This window comes from Haladaptatus sp. AB643, assembly GCF_024136975.1.
Lineage (GTDB): Archaea > Halobacteriota > Halobacteria > Halobacteriales > Haladaptataceae > Haladaptatus.
In genome coordinates this window covers 110,279-128,641 of record NZ_JAMYJW010000013.1, presented here as the reverse complement: position 1 = coordinate 128,641, position 18,363 = coordinate 110,279, and the positions used below count along the sequence as shown (strand labels likewise).

Annotated in this window: 16 protein-coding genes; 12 read left to right on the top strand and 4 right to left on the bottom strand. The window is 63.0% G+C overall.

Features of this window, described 5'->3' with window-relative positions:
- Nucleotides 1-135: 135 nt before the first annotated feature.
- The 11 genes from NKF25_RS20955 to NKF25_RS20905 all read left to right on the top strand — a co-directional run bounded on the left by NKF25_RS20955 (nt 136) and on the right by NKF25_RS20905 (nt 13,018).
- Complete coding sequence (locus tag NKF25_RS20955) at nt 136-2,340, top strand: type II/IV secretion system ATPase subunit (protein WP_253228585.1); 2,205 nt, start codon at nt 136-138, stop codon at nt 2,338-2,340.
- Nucleotides 2,337-4,274: a type II secretion system F family protein gene (locus tag NKF25_RS20950; protein WP_253228584.1), complete on the top strand. Its 1,938-nt coding sequence runs from the start codon at nt 2,337-2,339 to the stop codon at nt 4,272-4,274. Before NKF25_RS20955 ends, NKF25_RS20950 begins: the two co-directional genes overlap by 4 nt.
- On the top strand, nt 4,271-5,008 hold the full coding sequence (locus NKF25_RS20945) for a hypothetical protein (protein ID WP_253228583.1): 738 nt from the start codon (nt 4,271-4,273) through the stop codon (nt 5,006-5,008). The genes NKF25_RS20950 and NKF25_RS20945 overlap by 4 nt, the downstream gene beginning before the upstream one ends.
- Nucleotides 5,008-5,532, top strand: coding sequence for a hypothetical protein (locus NKF25_RS20940; RefSeq protein ID WP_253228582.1), 525 nt, complete (start codon nt 5,008-5,010; stop codon nt 5,530-5,532). The genes NKF25_RS20945 and NKF25_RS20940 overlap by 1 nt, the downstream gene beginning before the upstream one ends.
- Complete coding sequence (locus NKF25_RS20935; RefSeq protein ID WP_253228581.1) at nt 5,529-6,245, top strand: hypothetical protein; 717 nt, start codon at nt 5,529-5,531, stop codon at nt 6,243-6,245. Before NKF25_RS20940 ends, NKF25_RS20935 begins: the two co-directional genes overlap by 4 nt.
- On the top strand, nt 6,238-6,654 hold the full coding sequence (locus tag NKF25_RS20930) for a hypothetical protein (protein ID WP_253228580.1): 417 nt from the start codon (nt 6,238-6,240) through the stop codon (nt 6,652-6,654). Before NKF25_RS20935 ends, NKF25_RS20930 begins: the two co-directional genes overlap by 8 nt.
- Nucleotides 6,651-7,169, top strand: coding sequence for a hypothetical protein (locus tag NKF25_RS20925; RefSeq protein WP_253228579.1), 519 nt, complete (start codon nt 6,651-6,653; stop codon nt 7,167-7,169). The genes NKF25_RS20930 and NKF25_RS20925 overlap by 4 nt, the downstream gene beginning before the upstream one ends.
- 167 nt (nt 7,170-7,336) lie before the next feature.
- Complete coding sequence (locus tag NKF25_RS20920; RefSeq protein ID WP_253228578.1) at nt 7,337-8,869, top strand: formate/nitrite transporter family protein; 1,533 nt, start codon at nt 7,337-7,339, stop codon at nt 8,867-8,869.
- A 131-nt stretch (nt 8,870-9,000) separates the two neighbouring features.
- Nucleotides 9,001-10,083 carry a Gfo/Idh/MocA family oxidoreductase gene (locus NKF25_RS20915; protein ID WP_253228577.1) on the top strand — a complete coding sequence of 361 codons (1,083 nt, stop codon included), beginning with the start codon at nt 9,001-9,003 and terminating at the stop codon, nt 10,081-10,083.
- Nucleotides 10,084-10,209: 126 nt separating this feature from the next.
- Nucleotides 10,210-11,292: an FAD-dependent oxidoreductase gene (locus tag NKF25_RS20910; protein ID WP_253228576.1), complete on the top strand. Its 1,083-nt coding sequence runs from the start codon at nt 10,210-10,212 to the stop codon at nt 11,290-11,292.
- Between the two features lie 163 nt (nt 11,293-11,455).
- Nucleotides 11,456-13,018: an MFS transporter gene (locus NKF25_RS20905; RefSeq protein WP_253228575.1), complete on the top strand. Its 1,563-nt coding sequence runs from the start codon at nt 11,456-11,458 to the stop codon at nt 13,016-13,018.
- Nucleotides 13,019-13,065: 47 nt separating this feature from the next.
- On the opposite strand, the gene NKF25_RS20900 is transcribed toward NKF25_RS20905, so the two are convergent.
- Nucleotides 13,066-14,076 carry an asparaginase gene (locus NKF25_RS20900; RefSeq protein WP_253228574.1) on the bottom strand — a complete coding sequence of 337 codons (1,011 nt, stop codon included), beginning with the start codon at nt 14,074-14,076 and terminating at the stop codon, nt 13,066-13,068.
- Between the two features lie 324 nt (nt 14,077-14,400).
- On the opposite strand from NKF25_RS20900, the gene NKF25_RS20895 reads away from it, so the two are divergent.
- Nucleotides 14,401-15,090, top strand: a complete 690-nt coding sequence (locus tag NKF25_RS20895) for a TIM barrel protein (RefSeq protein ID WP_253228573.1) — start codon at nt 14,401-14,403, stop codon at nt 15,088-15,090.
- Nucleotides 15,091-15,130: 40 nt separating this feature from the next.
- Here NKF25_RS20895 and NKF25_RS20890 read toward each other — a convergent pair whose 3' ends face one another.
- From NKF25_RS20890 to wtpA, 3 genes are all read right to left on the bottom strand, one after another.
- A complete protein-coding gene (locus NKF25_RS20890; RefSeq protein ID WP_253228572.1) occupies nt 15,131-16,138 on the bottom strand; it encodes an ATP-binding cassette domain-containing protein in 1,008 nt (335 codons plus the stop codon).
- 61 nt (nt 16,139-16,199) lie between these two features.
- Nucleotides 16,200-17,123, bottom strand: a complete 924-nt coding sequence (locus NKF25_RS20885) for an ABC transporter permease (RefSeq protein WP_253228571.1) — start codon at nt 17,121-17,123, stop codon at nt 16,200-16,202.
- Between the two features lie 49 nt (nt 17,124-17,172).
- Nucleotides 17,173-18,279, bottom strand: a complete 1,107-nt coding sequence (wtpA, locus tag NKF25_RS20880) for a tungstate ABC transporter substrate-binding protein WtpA (RefSeq protein WP_253228570.1) — start codon at nt 18,277-18,279, stop codon at nt 17,173-17,175.
- Nucleotides 18,280-18,363: the final 84 nt, after the last annotated feature.

Here is an 18,363-nt window from a genome sequence, read left to right as displayed (position 1 = left end):
CTGCTCCGTCGCGAATGGCCTGGCTACGGTAGCCACCCCGAAATATTCACGCCAGAAAACAATATATGATCCGAAATTTTCCAAAGGTTTAAATTAGAATAGCAAACCAAGCATACTCATAACGACATGTCTTCGATGGATATTTCACCGTGTTCTGACACACCTGCCACGTCTGATACTGGGACGGTTCCCCCACCGATTCCACCGGACGCCCCGGACGCGTGGTACGCACCGGACGTGCGCGACCAGCGCGAACTCCATCCCGGCGTCGTCGCGACGGTTCGAGAAACCGAGAATGGCTTTCGATACGACGTTCGAACGCCCACGCTCAGTGCCGCTGACGGGGAAGCGCTCACCCGAATTCGGGAGTATTTCGCCACCGCGAACCTCCGCCGACCGCTCACGCGCGAAGGTGCCGTGGAGTGTGTGGAACACGGGTTCGAACCGAAGTACCGGCGCGCCATCGACCGTCTGACCGACCTCTCGCCCGACTCCCGGCGACGCGTCGAGTATCACGCGCTCGCCGAACTCCTCTGTCTCGGGCGACTCACCCCCCTCGCGCTCGACGAACAGATCGAGGTCGCCGACGCCGCGGGCGACCATCTCGTCGTTCACACCGAGAACTACGCTCCCGCGGATACCGACCTCCCGGCGGACGGTGACTACCTCGCGCGCTTCGCCAGCGAACGTATCGAGACGCACACCGTCGATTTCGAGGGGTTCCGTATCCCGGTCGTCGTCTATCAGGAACACCTGCTCGGAACGGACTCCTTTGCGACGAAGTACGCCGTCCTCGAACCCAACCTCCTGCCGGACGACGACCGACTCATCACGGAGTGTAAGGACCGAATCTGGGAGACCCACGTCGGCGACATCGTGGACGACCGAGCGGCGTTCGTCCGCGAACGCGCGAAACAGTTCCTCTCGCGGCGACTCACCGCCCGAAACACCCGCGCGTGGTTCGACGCGGCGAAGTATCGCGTCCGGACGGCGCTCGCGGAGTACGACCTCGCCGTTCCGCCCGTGGACCATCGCTTTTCGGATGACCGCCTCTCGGACCTCGTATACTACGTCCTTCGGGATTACGTCGGCCACGGCAAACTCACGATTCCAATCCGGGACGGGTTACTCGAAGACATCGAGGCGAACGAAGTCGGGGAACGGATCAAAGTGATTCCCCGCGGTCACGCCATCGGCCACGGCGAGCGCATCCCGACGAACCTCTCGTTCGAGGACGAGTCGGCGTTCGTCAACGTCGTCACCCAGATGGCCGCTTCCGATGGTGTCGAACTCAACGCCAGCAACCCCAGTGCGAAGGTCAACCTGTCCCCCGACGGTGTGGCCGACGAGGAGACCATTCGCTGTGCCGTCGCCCTGCCGGTCATCAGCGAGGGCGGGCCGCACATCTCGATTCGAAAACAGGCACCCGATACGATGACGCCGGTCGACCTGCTGAATACCGAAAGCATCTCCACCGAAATCGTCACCTTCCTCTGGCAACTGTACGAGCATCACGGCGTCGCGCTGTTCTCCGGGCAAACCGGCGTCGGCAAGACGACGCTGATGAACGCGCACATGCCGTTCATCCCGTACCGCGACCGGCCAATCAGCATCGACGAGGGGTCACGGGAGGTTCGACTGCCACACGAAACCGGCGTCTCGCTCACCACCCGCGACCACGAAAACGACTACAAGCGGGTGACGATGGCCGACCTGATGACCGAGTGCAACTACCTGAACCCGGACGTCGAGGTCATCGCCGAAATCAACACCCCCGCTTCCTTCCAGACGTTCGCCGAGTCGCTCAACACGGGACACGGACTTCTGGGCACCACGCACGCGGAAAACATCGAAAAGCTCGTCAACCGTGTGGTCGAACAGGGGCTCTCGTCGTATCTGCTCCGGGAGATAGACCTCGTCGTCTTCCCGCGAAACGTCAACGGCGAGCGCTACGTCGGCGAGGTCATCGAACTCGTGAACGAAGACGAACTGGCCGAGTTGGACGGTCGCTGTGGAACGGTTCGAAAGGACGGCACGACGATTCATTGGAACACGGTCGCGTGGCGCGACCACGAAGGGACGTTCCACACGAAGTACGACCATCCGCAACTCGGCGACGACGACCACGAAATCGGGTTCCAGTTCTTCGACCGACTCGCCCACCGTACCGACCGAAGCGTGGAGGAGGTCGAGACGGAGTTCCACCGCAAACACCACTACGTGCAGTATCTGGAACGCGAGGGGATGACCGACTTCGACGAGTTGTTCTCGTTCCTCGCCGACCTCCAGAACAACGAGGCGGCGACGGTGGAGCGAGTATCGCGGGAGGTGAGCGGATGAGTCTCACCGAGACCCCGAACACGACGGCGAACGGGGACGTCGTGGGAAACTCCATGGGCTCGGGCTCTTCCCTCGGCATCCTCGACCGCGCGCTGTACGCGCTGTTCTCGCGCCACGCCGATCACAGGCGACACGACCGGGATCGAAAACGGTACCGCGCGACGGACGTGAACGCCAGTTTCGACGTGTTCCTGTCGCGGACCTACGGTCTCTCGTGGGTCGTCTTTCTGGCACTGTTCGCGTGGACGGGGGTATTGATACTCGCAATCCCTCCTTCCGTCCTCGCACATCTCGTGTCGTTCTTTCACGGCGGCGTACCTGTGTTGGAGAAACTCACGTTTCCGTCCGTGTCCCGCGTGGACGCCGCAGCGATACTCGCCGTCGTCTGCGCGACGGGCGGAAAACGGGCGACGGTGTGGTTCGGCGGATTGTATCTCGGCTGGGCGGCGAGTGCACGTCGGTCGAACATCGAACGGACGCTCCCCGGCGCGGTACGCTATCTCCGCGCACTTTCGTCGGGGAGCGACGATCTGATCGCCATGCTTCGGAAGGTCGCCGACCGGGAGGAATCCTACGGCGAAACCGCGGTCGCGTTCCGGAAGGTGTTGAACAAGGCCGCGCTGACCGGGAGCGTCGATGACGGCTTGCGAATCGTCGCGCGTGATACTCCCTCGCGGGACGTGCTCGCGCCGTTTCTGCTCAAGTTCCGCGAACACGCCGAACAGGGTCCCGACACGCTGGAGCAGTATCTCCAGATGGAAGGGCGGATGTTGAGCCACAGTCAGTCCCGCTCTCATGAACAGGCACAGGATTTCCTCGAACTGCTGGCGGAGATGTTCATCGTCCTGCTCGTCATTCCGGCGTTGCTCGTCATCGTGTTGACCGTGATGAGCGTCCTCGCGCCGGGGTTGGCGGCACCCGCACCGGCACCGTTCGGTGCGCTCTCGGTTCGTGCGTTCATCATCTACGGAAGTGGGGCGTTCATCCTCGTCATCGGTGCCGGTGCCGCGGTGATGGTGTCGTCACTCCGTCCAGCGGACCAATCCCCGCCGGGTCACGCACGGTCGAGGGATGTCACTGATTTCCTGCGGACGGTGTTCATCAATCCCGCAAATACCATCGTCGTGTTCGGTCCGGCGGCGGTCATCGTCGGAACGCTTCTCCTCTCCCTTGGCTACACGCCGACCAACGTCGTCCTGCTCTCGTACGTCGCGTTCGCCCTTCCGGTCGGGTTGGTGTCGGTACGGCGCTCGCGCCGTGACGACGCGAAAGACCGGGAGATAAAGGACTTCGTCCACGCCGTGTCGAGCCACGTCAGTCTCGGGCGACCGTTCTCGACTGCCGTCGAGCGCGTCGCCCGCGACGTGGATCTCGGCGCGCTTCAACCGAACGTCAACGACCTCGCGTTCAGTGCGAACCTCACCAGCCGCGAAGGAGACCTCCGACGCGATGCCCTCACCCGATTCGTCGACGAAGTCGGAACGCCGCTCGCCGACCAAACCATCGGTCTCGTCACCGGAACCCTCGATGTCGGCGGGGACACCGAAACCGTCTTCGACACGCTGCAGGTCGAAATCGGGCGGCTGTACCACCAGAAGAAATCGCTGCGTTCGAACATGCTCGTGTACGTCGTGGTCGGGTGGACGACGGCACTGCTCGTCGTCGGGATCATGGTCGCCGTGAACACGTACGTCCTCGACAGTTTCGCACAGCTATCGACGGTCTCCTCGTCGAACGCCGGGTTCGCGCTCGACCCGAACGCGGTGCAACCGACCCGTGACCGATATCGGTTTTACGTCGTTACCCAAGCGACCATGCTCGCGTGTGGCTGGTTCGCGGGCTACGCGAGCCGCGGGTTCTACGAAGCACTGCTTCACTCGGCCGCACTCGTCGCAATCGCGTACTTCGTCTTCGCGGGGGCGGGAATGGTATGACCTCCACACCCCGTCCGGACCGCACGACTCGCGCCCAATCGAACGTCGTCGGCGTCGCGCTCCTCTTGGGTGTCGTCATGCTTTCGCTCGCTTCGCTGACGGCCAGCGTCGGGATGGTCGTCCAAAGCAACGCCGCGACGGCGGACTCGGCGCGTGTCGCAAACGACATGAGCAACGCACTCGCCCCCGTCGAGACCACCGGAATCCATCGCGGTCGGATCTCCTTTTCGAACGGCAAGCTGACGACCCAGAGTCGGGAGCTTCGAGTCCTCGACGACTCCGGCAATGTTTGGACAGTGGAGACCGATGCGCTCGTTTTCACGAGCGGAAACAGGCGTGTCACGTACGTGGCCGGTGCGGTCGTCCGAGGGACGAACGACGGCGGCCAAATGTACGCACGCCCGCCGATAACGTCCTCACGGCGTGGCGGTGTCCTCGTCGTCGGCGCACCGAAACTCGACGCTTCGAAGAAAACGGTCGTCTCCACGAGCGGCGAATCCGCACTCGTCCGCACGAACGTCACGCACAACCGGACGACGCTCGGAAACGGTACCTATCGAGTCGCAATCGAGACGAGGACGCCCGACGCGTGGCGGCGTTACTTCGAGCGGGAGAACGCCACGACGACGGTTCGGGACTTCGACGATGACGGTATCCAAAGCGTCGTGGCGAAATACCCAGGGCGACGGTTCGCCTATCTCGTCGTCCACGACATGCGAACGGAGGTCGAATGATGGACGCCCGTAGACGGAGGACGAACGAAAGACATCGAAGCCGCAAAAGTGACAGGCGGTTCCTCGACGACCGTGCCGTTAGCCCCGTCATCGGCAAGGCACTCGAAGCGGGACTCGTCGTCCTGTACATCGGACTGCTGACGACGACGCTGTACAGTGGCGTCGTTCCGAAGTACAAGGTCGCCGTCGGCCACGAAGTCGGCGACCGTGTCCTCTCGAAGACGGCGGAACGGGTTCAGCAGTCGGTTCCCGCTGATGGGACGAACGTCGACGTACGAATGCGTGTCTCCCTGCCGGAGACGATTCGCGGCCACGAGTACGTCATCCGTGCAAACGGGCGGATGCTGACGCTCGACCGTTCGGATGGTGGCTCGAATTCGAGCGTGCGACTCTCGCTTCCGTCCCGTGTCGCGACGGTACGCGGAAACTGGTCGAGTTATGATCCCGCTATCATCGCGGTATACAGCGGTCCGGATGGTCTCATCGTGGAACTGAAACGCGGGAAACGGGGGACGAATCGATGAACCGGAAGGGGACGGACGAGCGACTCCCGCGGTCACAACTGCGCGGACAGATGAACCTGCCCGCGCTGGCGGTCGCCCTCCTCATCCTGACGATGGTGACGGGATTGAGCGTCGGTATCGCCGATCGGGCGTTCGTCGGTGCGGACAGGACCCCGACGAAGCGTCGAATCGCCGTCGCGACGAGCGAACGGTTCGTGTCCGCGGACGGTCCGCTGACGATTCGGGCGAACGTCCTCGACGGGACGAAAGTAGCGAATCTGAACACAACCCGCCTGATGACGTTGTTTCCCGTCCTCGCGGATCACGACGTTCGAATCAGGCTCGGCGACACGATTCTTGCGGAACGCGGGTCTCCCTCGGGTGGCACGACGATTCGCCGTATCGTGCTGGTCGAAAATCGGAGTGCGGTGACGCGGACACCGCCGCTGTCGGGAAGGGATCCACAGTTCACGCTGCCGCGGCGTACGCCGAACGCGACGCTCGTCGTTCACCCACCGGACGGGACGACGGTGAGCACCGTTCGAGCGAACGGACGAGTCGTTCTCCGAAACGAGTCGGGTCTCGACGGGGAGCTTCACGTGTCGCTCTCACGGTTCGAGACGACGCGGTTCACGTTCGACACGAACGGAGCGCTCCCGACGGGGAGCATCCGAATGACGTACTATCCGGCGGCGACCCGGAAGTCGATTCTGGCGGTGACCGTCGATGGGTGATCGAAAACCCCGTGCCCAACTCTCCCTCTCCATCGTGGAATCGGGAATCGGCGTCGTGCTCATCCTCGGCGTTACGATGGGCTTCGCGCTCGGCGTTCCAGCGCCACACACGAGAGGGACACAACTGGACATGTACGCGAAGGACGCCGGAAACGTGCTCATGAACGACGCTCCGAGGCATCAGGGAACGACGCGACTGGCGGAGATCATCGACTCGTCGAAGTCGTTCCGCCGCGAGAAAGGCACGCTCGAACATCGCGTCGACCGCATCCTTCCGGACAATCTCATGTTCCGGGTCGAAACGCCGTACGGGTCCGTCGGGTATCGGAAACCGGCAGGGGTTCCGGTCGGCCACTCCACGGTGACGACGGCGAACGGCGACGTGACGGTCTGGGTGTGGTACGTATGAACGACCGCGCCCAACTCGTCCTCGGCGCGGCGGCACTCGTCGCCGTCGCGTTGACTCCGATACTCTTCGCGTATCTCCAACTAGGCTACAGCGGGGACGTGGCCGCGAGCGGCGAGTACGACGCGCCCGTCCAAAACGCACAGCGAGTCCTCTCGCGCGGCGTTCACGGTGCCGGGAGCGGGGTTCCGGAATCGTATCGCTGGCAACAACGAGACGCCGCCATCTCGACGGTTCACACCGATTTGCAGGGGACGCTCGACTCGCTTCGCTCGTCTCGCGTCGATTCGGGCACCGTGTATCAGGTCGAATACAACGAGTCGGCGGCACGGGTGTGGCGTCAGGCCAACTGCCCGGATGGTCCGAACCGACAGTTCGGGGCGTGCGAAGCGAGTCGAGGCGTGGTCGTTCAGAATCGGGACGGTGAAACGCACGTCCTCGCGGTGGCGTTCGACGTTCGGGTGACGATGGAGCGAGGGAAGTACGAGACGACGCTCGTCGTGGAAACGCGAGGCTGAACCCGATCGTCTCGAACAGATTTCGAATCAGAACGACTCGACTTCGCATCCGTTATAGTTCGACGGCGGTCCACGTACCGGCGACAGCGTTATCCTGTTACTCGTCTTTCACTGTGACAGCGACTATTGTACCAGGTCAGTCGAGGGGCTGACGGGGTGGGTTTCAGATGAGTCAAACCGAGAATCGGACGTTAACGGTGCCGGTGAACGAGACGGATCACGTCCGCGGGTCCGACGACGCGCCGGTGACGCTCGTGGAGTACGGCGATTTCGAATGTCCCTACTGCGGCGATTTCTATCCCATCGTCCGCCGGATTTTGAACCGACTGGGGACCCGAGTTCGCTTCGTCTTCCGGCACTTTCCGTTGACGGAGCAACATCCGCTCGCACAGCGGGCCGCCGAAGCGTCGGAGGCGGCCGCGGCGCAGGGACGGTTCTGGGAGATGTACGACCTGCTGTATCAGCATCAGGACGCGCTCACCCGCGCCGACCTTATCAGCTACGCCGAGGAACTCGAACTGGACGTCGATCGGTTCGCGGACGAGCTCGACCGCGGGGTGTACGAAGAGCGAGTTAGGGAGGATTTCGAGAGCGGCATCTACAGCGGCGCGAACGCGACGCCGACGTTCTTCGTCAACGGCGAACGCTACGACGGTGCGTACGAGCTCGAACCGCTCCTCGAAGCGATCGCCGAGGTCGGTGGTCTAACCGAGATTCAGCGGTCGTTACAGCCGGAAAACCGGGAGCTTCGGGAGACGATCGATCGTTCGCGGCGGGGTGCACCCGCCGCTGGCGAGGCCGTCCGCGACCGATTCTCGGCGGACGAGATCTTCCAGCGCGTGACGGCGACGGCGGACGAGGAGATCGAGCGGAGCACGCGGTTGCTGTTCTTCAGCGGGCTCGCCGCCGGATTGAGCATCGGCGCGACGTTCCTCGCGCGGGCCGCAATGACGACGGCGTATCCGGACAGCGTGGGGATGAGCAACCTGTTGTATCCCGTCGGATTCGTGATGATCGTCATCGGCAGTTACCAGCTGTTCACGGAGAACACGCTGACGCCGGTGACGTTGGTATTGACGCGGCTCGCGAGCCTTCCGCAACTGCTTCGACTGTGGACAATCGTGCTCGCGGCGAACGTCATCGGTGCGGGTATCACCGCCTACCTCCTCGCCACGACGGGGATTTTCGACCCCGCTGTGGCCGCGACCGCCAGCCATTTCGGCGAGCACGCGATGGGAACGGCGTGGTGGGCGCTCTTCTACAAAGGTGTCTTCGCAGGCGGCCTCGTGGCAACGATGGTCTGGTTGGTGCACGCGGCCCGGGAGACGATCTCGCGTCTCATCATCATCTACGCCATCATGATCATCATCCCCATCGCCGACCTCTTTCACTGCGTCGTCGGCGCGTGTGAAGTTCTCTTTCTGGTGTTCATCGGTATCGAGACTCTCGGCTCGGTGTTCTTCCATTTCTTCGTTCCCGTCGTCCTCGGAAACACCCTCGGTGGAATCGTGTTCGTCGCGCTCGTGAACTTCAGCATGACCGAGAATCGGCGGTTCCCCGAATACGACCGCCAGCGGTTCGAACTGCCGTGGGCCGACTGGCTGTTCGGTTCCCGTCTGATGAACTCCCTCCGTGAACGCGACCGTGAGAACGCCGTCGATGATCGGACACAGCCTCACTCGGCCGAGCGTCGGAACTGATCGGGAAGGGGAACGGTAACAGGATCCGTTAACAATGACCGCGATGTCCTACGAAGTGCTCGGCGAAAACGGTCGTGATAGGTTTCGCCGTTATGCCTACATATTTTATTCAGTCGCCCGTTCTCGCCATCATGCAAGGAGAATCAGTTCGCCTCGGTGTCGTCGGCTTGGGATTCATGGGCCAGACCCATGCGACGAACGCATTCGAACTCGGCCACGAGGTCGTTGCGGGTGCCGATATCGTCCCCGATATTCGCGAGAATTTCGAGACGAAGTTCGGCGCGAGAACCTACGAGGAGTTCGAGACGATGTACGAGAACGAGGACCTCGACGCGGTCGCGGTATCCACGCCGAACGCGTTTCACGAGGACGCCGTCGTCGCCGCGCTCGGGCAGGGCTACGACGTGCTCTGTGAGAAACCGCTCGCCGACAGTTTGGAGGCCGCCGAACGGATGGCCGAAACCGCGCGGGAGGCCGACGGGTTCTGCATGGTGAACTTCCACAACCGCGTCTCGACGGCGGCTGAACTGTTCAAGGGGTATCAGGACGCGGGTCACTTCGGCGACGTTCGGCACATCCGGGCGAACTACATCCGCAGTCGCGGCATCCCCGGTGTCGGTTCGTGGTTCACCAACGAGGAACTGTCGGGCGGCGGCGTCGTGGTCGATATCGGCGTTCACGCCATCGACTTCGCGCTGTATCTGATGGACTTCCCGCCGGTCGAGACTGTGTTCGGCGTCACCCGCAACCAGTTCGGGAACCGGGACGACTACGTGGACCCGGACGACTGGTACGACGCCACCGAGGAGGCCGTGTTCGACGTCGAGGACTCGGCGACGGCGCTGATCCGCTGTGCCGATGGCCGAACGATCTCGCTCGAAGTCGCGTGGGCGACCAACGAGGCCGAGAGTCAGGAGTTCGTCGTTCGCGGGTCGGAAGCAGGCGCACGTCTCGAACTCGGTGGCGACGACCTGACGATGTTGGAAGCGAGATCGAGTGGTCCCGACCATCTCGTGGAATCCACCGTCAGTGACGCCTCCATCGACCACGTCGGCTGGGAGGGAAGCGACAAGCGGTTCCTCGACGCCGTCGTGGCCGGGCAAGCGCCCGAGTTCAACACCATCGAGCAGGCGCTCACCACCCAGCGCGTGATGGACGCGATTTACCGCTCGTCAGAGTCGGGTGGCTGCGTCGAAGTCGGCGAGAAGCGATAGAGCGGGACGTCCCGCTTATCGTTGGAAGATCTGACATACTTTCTGTAGAGTAATCAACTCGCGATAGCCAGTTTTCCGTGACGGGCAACACTCAGGTCCCCCCAAAGCAATCCCGCAAACGGATACATGACTGTCGGCATCATCGGCGGCGGCGTCATCGGAACGAGTTGTGCGTACCACCTCGCCGACCGCGGCCACGACGTGGAACTGTTCGAACGGGACGATATCGGCGGCGGGACGACGGCCGCCTCGATGGCCGTGTTCGTGTGGCAGGCGGTGCCACCGAGCGAATTCGCACACGAACTCCGACGGCGAGCGTGGGACGAATATTCGACATTCATCGAGGACGGCGAACTGGTGTACACGCAAACGGGACTGCTCCACGTCGCATGGTCGGATTCGACGCTGGAGACGTATCGGGAGTACGCGGATTCGCTCCAGGACGCGGGAATTGACGCGGAGATTCTCCCGGACGCAGGGCCGTACGACGACGAGCGCGCCGTCGGCGCGCTCTCGACGCCCGAAGACGGCCACTTCGATCCCGTCGCCATCGCGGAACTGTACGCCGAAAAAGCACGGGACGCGGGCGCGACGATTCGAACCGGGACTGAAGTGAGGGGCATCGAAACCGAGTCCGGGCGCGTCACTGGCATCGAACTGGATGATGAAACGATGGCCGTCGATGCGGTGGTGAACGCCGCCGGACCGTGGGCGGTTGACGTGGACGGGATGGACGGTTTTCCCGTCCGCCGGACAGCGGGGCCCATCGTCGGGTTCGAGACGCCCGATGACGCGGATACCGGAATTCCGTTCACCCTCTTCGAGAACGAACTCTACGTCCGTCGATACGCGAAGGGGCTGTACGTCGGTCACTACAACACCGAGTTTCGGACGGACGAGGACGCGACTCCCACTACCGGAGATTCCCCCAACGACGACTTCGAACGGCGAGCGCGGGACCTGCTCTCGGAACTCGGCTTCGACGCCGACCGCTTCCGCCGCGAGACGGGATGGATCGGCTACCGAACCGTCACGCCCGACGGCCTGCCGATCGTGGGTGAGGGGAACACGGAAGACTACTATCACGCCGTCGGCATGAGCGGTCTCGGAATCACCCGAGCGCCCGTCGTCGGACAGTTGATATCCGAAGCGGTGGATGGCGAATCGTCGCCGATGCTCCGGCAGTTGTCCCCTGGGCGTTTCGAGTAGGGACGTGAGACTTAGGGACGTGAGACTTCGCTAAAATGACGATAGTTCTGATTTAATCGACTACATGTTTATGGCCGTCAACGGCGTAATGAAGCGACAACGCAGGAGAACAGCTGTCGCACGGTTGCGCTCTTCGGATGCGACTGTAAGGGGTGGGAGACAGATGGGAACTAACACGACGAAGCTAGCGAATCGCGTACCGACGATCACCGAACAAAACCGGAAGTGGTGGGTGGTGGTGGCCATCGGCATCGCCGGGATTCTGGTCAGCGTGGATTTCAACGGTCTCACGGTCGCGCTTCCGACCATCGGTCGGGACCTCGGAATCTCGACCACGGGACTCCAGTGGACCATCAACGCCTACCTGCTCGCGTTCGCCGCGCCGATGGTGGCGTTCGGTCGGCTGTCGGACATCTTCGGTCGGCGGCGCGTCCTGCTCATCGGGATTACCATCTTCATCGCCGCATCGGCGTTCGCCGGATTCTCCCAAAGCGAACTGTGGCTCGTGTCGGCCCGTGTGGTGCAGGGCCTGGGCGCGGCGGCCTTCTTCGCGGCGTCGCTACCGATAGTCAGTCACGCCTTCCCCGAGAAGGAACGCGGCAAAGGTATCGCGCTCTGGGCCGCTATCTCCGGCCTCGGACTGGCCGCCGGGCCCCTCGTCGGCGGCGTCCTCACCCAGATGGTGTCGTGGCGCTGGTTTTTCTTCTTCAACGTTCCGCTCGCGGCGGTGGCGGTCATCCTGACGCTCGCGGCCGTGCGCGAATCGCGTGATGAGACGGTCGGCCATCATGTCGATTTCGCGGGTCTCGTGACCGTTACCGGCGGTCTCGTCGCGCTAGTGCTCGCGATTCAACAGGGTGACACGCTCGGTTGGGGGTCACCGTTCGTCATCGGCGCACTCGGCGCAGCGGTGCTGTTGCTCGCGGCGTTTTTCGTCATCGAGCGGCGTACCGACGACCCGCTGATCGAACTCGACCTCTTCGCGAACCGGGACTTCCTCGGCGCGAACGCGGTCGGATTCGTCGTGAACTACGGGTTCGGTGCGCTGTTGTTCTACATGACGCTGTATCTCCAGAACATCCTCGACTACTCCCCGTTACGAACCGGACTGGTATTCCTGGCGTTCACCGTTCCGTTGGTGGTGTTGGAAGCACGGACGAACGACGTCTCGACCCGGCTCGGCGTCCGAAATTCGATGGTCGGTGGTATGGCACTCATGGCAGTGGCGTTCGTCTTTCTCACCCGCGTCACCCCGACGAGCGGATTGGTTACCGTCCTCGTCTCACTCGTCCTCGCCGGAACCGGGATCGGAGTGGCGTACACGCTCTCGAACACGGTCGGAATGGGAGCGCTGCCCGACGCGAAGGGCGGCGAAGCGTCCGGCGTGTTGGGGATGGTTCGGCTCTTGGGGGCCGTCTTCGGGGTCGCGGTGACCGGTGCCCTGTTCAAGACGCTTGAAAACGAGAAACTGGCCGAACTGCTCGTCAAGGCTGGAGCGGCGCTGGATGCATCCGACAGACAGGAGATCAAGGGGCTGCTGTCCGGGTCCGATGCCGCGGAGACGACGCTCAAACACCTCGCCCCGGAAGTCGAATCGCAGGTGGAGCGAATCGTCCACGTGGCCTTCGTCTCCGCGTTCGGCCGGGCGATGTTGCTCTGTATGGCCGTCTCGATACTCGGCGTCATCGCGGCGTACTTCATCATCGAAGCCGCCTCGTCGGAGTGAATCCTGCTTCGGTTCCGTTTGAACCCTGTTTTGGTTCCGTAGTCGGCCTACGCGTCGAACAGTGCGCGGATCGCTTCGTCGCCCGCTTCTCCGTTCTCGTCGGCGTACTTCGACAGCGCGAGCATCAGCTTGAGGCGGGCTTTGTGCGCAGGTAGGTCCCCTGCGAACAGCGCTCCGGCGTCCCGCAGCGTCTCGCCGCCGCCCGCGTTCCCGTATACCGGCGTCGTACGCCCGGCGAGACAGCGCGAGGTGACGACGACGGGCGTTCCGTCCCGAACCGTCGATTCGATAAATTCCCCGAGTTCCGCGGTGACGTTGCCGAGTCCCGTTCCGTTCACGACGAGTCCGTCCGCGCCAGCGTCGAGCGCGGACGCGACCAACCGTTCGTCCATTCCGGTTCCGCTCCCGACGACGAAGACGGTCGGATCGAGCGAGGCGTCCGGAACGTGCACTGATTCGCTTCGCGGCGGGCGGAGGATTCGAACGCCGCTCCGGTCGTGGGTCGCAACCGGGCCGACCTCGGGCGAGGCGAAGGCGTCGAGTTTCGACGTGTGGACCTTCGTGACGAACCGTGCCGAGTGAATCTCCTCATCGAAGGCGACGTAGGTTCCGCCGTCAACACCATCGTCTTCGACGAATTCCCCTGCCGCCGCAAACGCGGTGACGAGGTTTGTTGGGCCGTCGAATCCCCGTTCGTCCGGTCGTCGCTGTGCGCCGGTCAGGAAAACCGGCGTGCTCGGGCTGACGGCCACGTCGAGATAGTACGCCGTCTCCTCCATCGTATCGGTGCCGTGGGTGATGACGACGGTATCGACGTTCGGGTCGGCGTCCAGTTCCGTCACCCGCTCACGAACGGTTTCGAGCGTTTCCGTCGTCATCTCGTAGCTCGGAACCTGTGCGACCTGTTCGACCGTTATGTCGGCGTACTCGTCCAGTTCCGGAACGCGCTCGATCAGTTCCGCTCCGCGTTCGGTCGGGACCGCGCCGGTCTCGTGGGCCGTACTCGCGATCGTTCCGCCCGTGCCGAGAACGGTGACGTTCATATCGGCCGTTCGCATCGGACGACCAAAAAGGCGGAGCGGAACGGGTCGTCGTGAGTGTGGTGGATGGAGTGAAGCAAGGTATCGGTATCGGGTGAACGGGAGTGGGGTGCGGTGGGGTATCGGATGAGATGGGAAGGTGGCGGGAGTGGAGTGGAGTGGAGTGCAGTGGCTTCCCGAGCGCGCGTCGTGGACCGTCGCTCAGGTTCCAAATCATATAAATTTAATATATTCTGACAGTATTGATATCCGTTTCTCGCCGCTGTATGGCGGTTGTACTGCGATATGGCGGCGAGATGGATCACGATACGTATTTGAAACATTAGCCGCTATGATGATCCGATGCAAGTCGTCGGAAAGTGCCCCCCAACGGAAGCGGAGTTGCAAGCCGCGGCCGAGCGTGGATTCGATGCCGTCGAACTCCACCTCTCCCCGGAGAACTTGGACGCGATGGAAGAAACGGTCGCCGCGTGCCGGGACGCCGAGGTCGAAATCGCTTCGGTTCACACGCCGCACGTGGACCTCGAACAACTCGAATACGTCCAACTGACGAACGACCTCTGTGAACGACTCGACGCGACGCTCGTCGTCCACTCCGCGAAAATCCCGCTGAGTAACCTCGACTACGTCCTCGACAGGGTCGATATCACCGTCCCGAACGGGTTCGAGAACTCGACGGGCCACAGTACCCATTTCCTGAAAAACGTCCTCTTCGAGGAAGGGCTGTCGCTCGTCCTCGATACGGCCCACTTCTACACGGCCGAGGCGAATTTTTTCCCCCTGCTGGAGAGCCTGCTGACCGAGCACGGCGACTCGATACCGGTCGTCCACTGTTGTGACGGGACCAAAACCACCGACGGCTTGGCGTTCGGCACCGGAACGATGGAGATGGAGCGGCTAATCTCGCTCCTCGATGACTGCTACGACGGCATCGTCGTGCTGGAAGTCATGCCGGACGAGCAGGCCGACGCGCTGGACATGGTCGAGGACGTGCTCGGGTGCGAGACGGTGGCTGCTCCCGGAAGCGACTGATTCGCCGAGACGACTTCCAACGAAACGGCCTCCCAAACCGTCAATCGTCGGTCGGCCGCGGAGCGACCGACGACGGTTTCACCGCTTTTCCGCCCTCGATCGACCAGAGATGGTCCGTCGGGAGGGTCACGGGCACCGACTCGCCGACCGTCAGGGCCGCGTTGCTGAACGCCGTCACCTCCTCGTCTCCGAGCGCGAGCGTTACCCTATCGTCGCCGTCCCGCGGCGTGATGCGGGTGACGCTCGCCATCGCCGTCGGATTCGAGCCATCCAGTTCGACGTACTCCGGCCGAATCGAGACGTGGGTCGCCGACGACCCGGAAATCGTGCCGTCCGGTAGCACCGACACGGGAAGGCAGTTCGATCCGGTAAACCACGCGACGAAGGGCGTCGCTGGGCGGTGGAACACGTCCTCCACGGAGCCGAGTTGAACGATACGACCGTCGCGCATGACGGCGATTCGGTCGGCGAGCGCCCGGGCAGTCGTCCGGTTGTGAGTGACGTGAATCGCGGTGATGTCCGCGACGAGGTCCCGGAGGTCGTCGCGGAGCGCCTCGCGCGTCGGCACGTCGAGCGCGGAAAGCGGTTCGTCCAGCAGGAGTGCGGCGGGACGGATGGCGAGCGAACGCGCCAGCGCCACGCGCTGGCGCTCGCCGCCGGAGAGCGTTTCCGGGCGACGGTCCGCGAGGTGGTCCACGCCGAGGTCGGCGAGGACGGTATCGGCGTCGCGCGCTTCCGGGTGATAGCGCGCGCCGAACGCCACGTTTTCCCGCGCGGTCATGTGCGGAAAGAGCGCGTAATCCTGAAACACGAAGCCGAATCCCCGTTCTTCCGGCGGGTCGTCCGTCACGTCGTGGCCGTCGAATCCGACGTGACCATCGTGGTCGTGATAGCCAGCAACCGTTTCGAGCAGGAGCGTCTTGCCGCTCCCGCTCGGGCCGAGAACGACGAGGGTTTCGCCCGTCTCGACAGAGAACTCGGTTTCGAGGTCGAACGGGTCGGTACCTTGAGTGGTGAACGTCGCCGCGATGTCCACGTCGAAACTCACAGGAATCCCCCCGATTTCGTCCCCGTGAGCAGTCGAACGACGAGGAAGATGCCCGCGCTCATCACCAGCAGGATGAACGCGACGGCGCTCGCGTGTTGCAATCCTGCGGATCGATACGTGTCAGGATGTACACCGGCGCATGTTGTGAGATGGTCTCCTTTCCGGTGAACGGGTAAAAGAAGTTCACGCTGTAGGCGACGATGGCAATCGCGCCGAACTCCGAGACGCCGCGCGCCCACGCGAGGACGCCGCCCGTGACGATGCCGCGAGACGCGAGCGGCACCTGAATCCGGCGGAACGTCTCGAACGGCGTCGCGCCGTGGCTTCGTGCGGCGTATTCGAGTCCCGAATCGATCGATTCGAACGCCTCACGGGTGGTGTTGACCGCGTAGGGTGCGCTCACGAACGTCAGCGCCAGTACCATTCCGGTCATCGTGGTCAACACCGACGTCCCCGGAAACAGCCCGTGTTTCCCGAAGCCGAACAGGATGAGGATTCCGGCGACCGAGTGGGGAACGACGAGCGGCAGATCGACCAGACTCTCCACGATCGCCTGTCCCGTGAAGCCGCGGGCGAGGAGGGAGGCGAGCGGGACGCCGAAGACGAGTGCCCCAACCGTTGCGAGGAGCGGGCCGTAGATAGTGAGGTACAACATCGTGTGGACTTCCGACGACGTGGCCGTCTCGACGAGGAGGTCCGGTTCTTGATTGACGAAAAACATGGCGAACGGCATGCCGAGCGCGAGCAGGAGGACGACGCCGAACGTCGCGGCGGCCACGCCGAACCAGCCACGGTTCGCCCGCCATCCCAACAGCGCGGCGCTCACGAGCGCGACACCGATGTAGAGCGTCGGATGGCCGAGCACGTAGAGCGCCGCGAACGCGAGTACTTGGACCGTCAGCACCGTCAGTACGACCGACCCCCGACCGAGCATCGCCGTGGAAGTCGTTCGATATCGCCCGTCCTCGTAGTTGGAATCGCTCATTGGTTTTCTATTGGTTCGTGTCGGATCTCGGCGGTAGTTCGGAGTCCGGCTATAGCTTGAGCGGGCCGAGTGCCGATTTGGCTTCCGCGTCGTTCATGATGGTCTCGGGGACGGCGTCCTTCTGACTCTTCGGGACGACCGCAGGGGAAACCGGTTTGAAGCCGTTGTCCTTCAGTATCTTTCCTCCAGGCTCCGTGATCATGTACTCGACCCACGCGTTCCCAGCCTCGGTGTTCTTCGCATTCGTCGGAACCGTCATTCCGTAGGCGATGGGCGCTCCAGTGTACGTCGCGCTGTCCGTCTTCACGCTCACCTTCGCGTAGTGTTCGGCGTACTTCTTCGTGGCTTTCGAGAGGTCCACCGAGGGCTGTAAGTCCACCGTCTTCACGTCGTGGCTCGCGCTCGTGGACTGATACTCCCACGCGTAATCGAGGTCGCCCGAGTGCAGTTGACTGAGGAGGTCCGTTTCGGTGCTCGACGGGACCTTGGACTTGTCGATGAGTTTCTTCGACGTGCTCTCGTCGAACAGTTTCTCGCCGTCCAGCGGAATCGCACCGAGCTTCATCGACATCACGGAGCGATAGCCGTTCGGGTCCGCGGCGGGGTCGGAATGACCGAACGTCACGTCGTCACGCCCGAGGATCTTCCACCAGTTGTCGGCGGAGATTTCGTCCGCGCCCGTCGATTTGTCGGTGTAGGCGATGGTCATGGCGTTGGTCGCGAACACCGCGTACCACTTCGCGTGCTTCGGGAGCATCATGTCCCGGAGGAGGCGGTAGTCGGCCACGCCGAGCACGTCCGCCGACCGGCCGAGGTTGGTGATCTTCCGCGTGGAATCGACCGACCCCTTCGCCTCCTGATTGACCTGTACGTCGTAGTTCGACTCGACTTTCTTCTCGGCGGCGTCGAACGGCGCGGAGAGGCTTCCCGCGTGGAAGATGGTCATCGTCCCCGAGAAGCCCTTCAGGTCGGAGGAGGTCGTTTCCTCGCTCGAAGTTCCCCCGTCGGTCGAATCGGTTTCGCCCGAACTCGTGCTCCTGTCGCCCCCACCATCGCCACCGTCGTCACTCGACGTACACCCGGCGAGCGCGAGAACGCCTGTCGTTCCAACCCCGCGAAGCAATCGTCGTCGCGTTATCGTCGGTCGGTTTCCCATGAATGGAACATCGTTGTATCGATCAGCATATAACGGTTGTGGTTGAATTGCTGACGCTTCCGACGATGGTGGGTCGTGACGTGC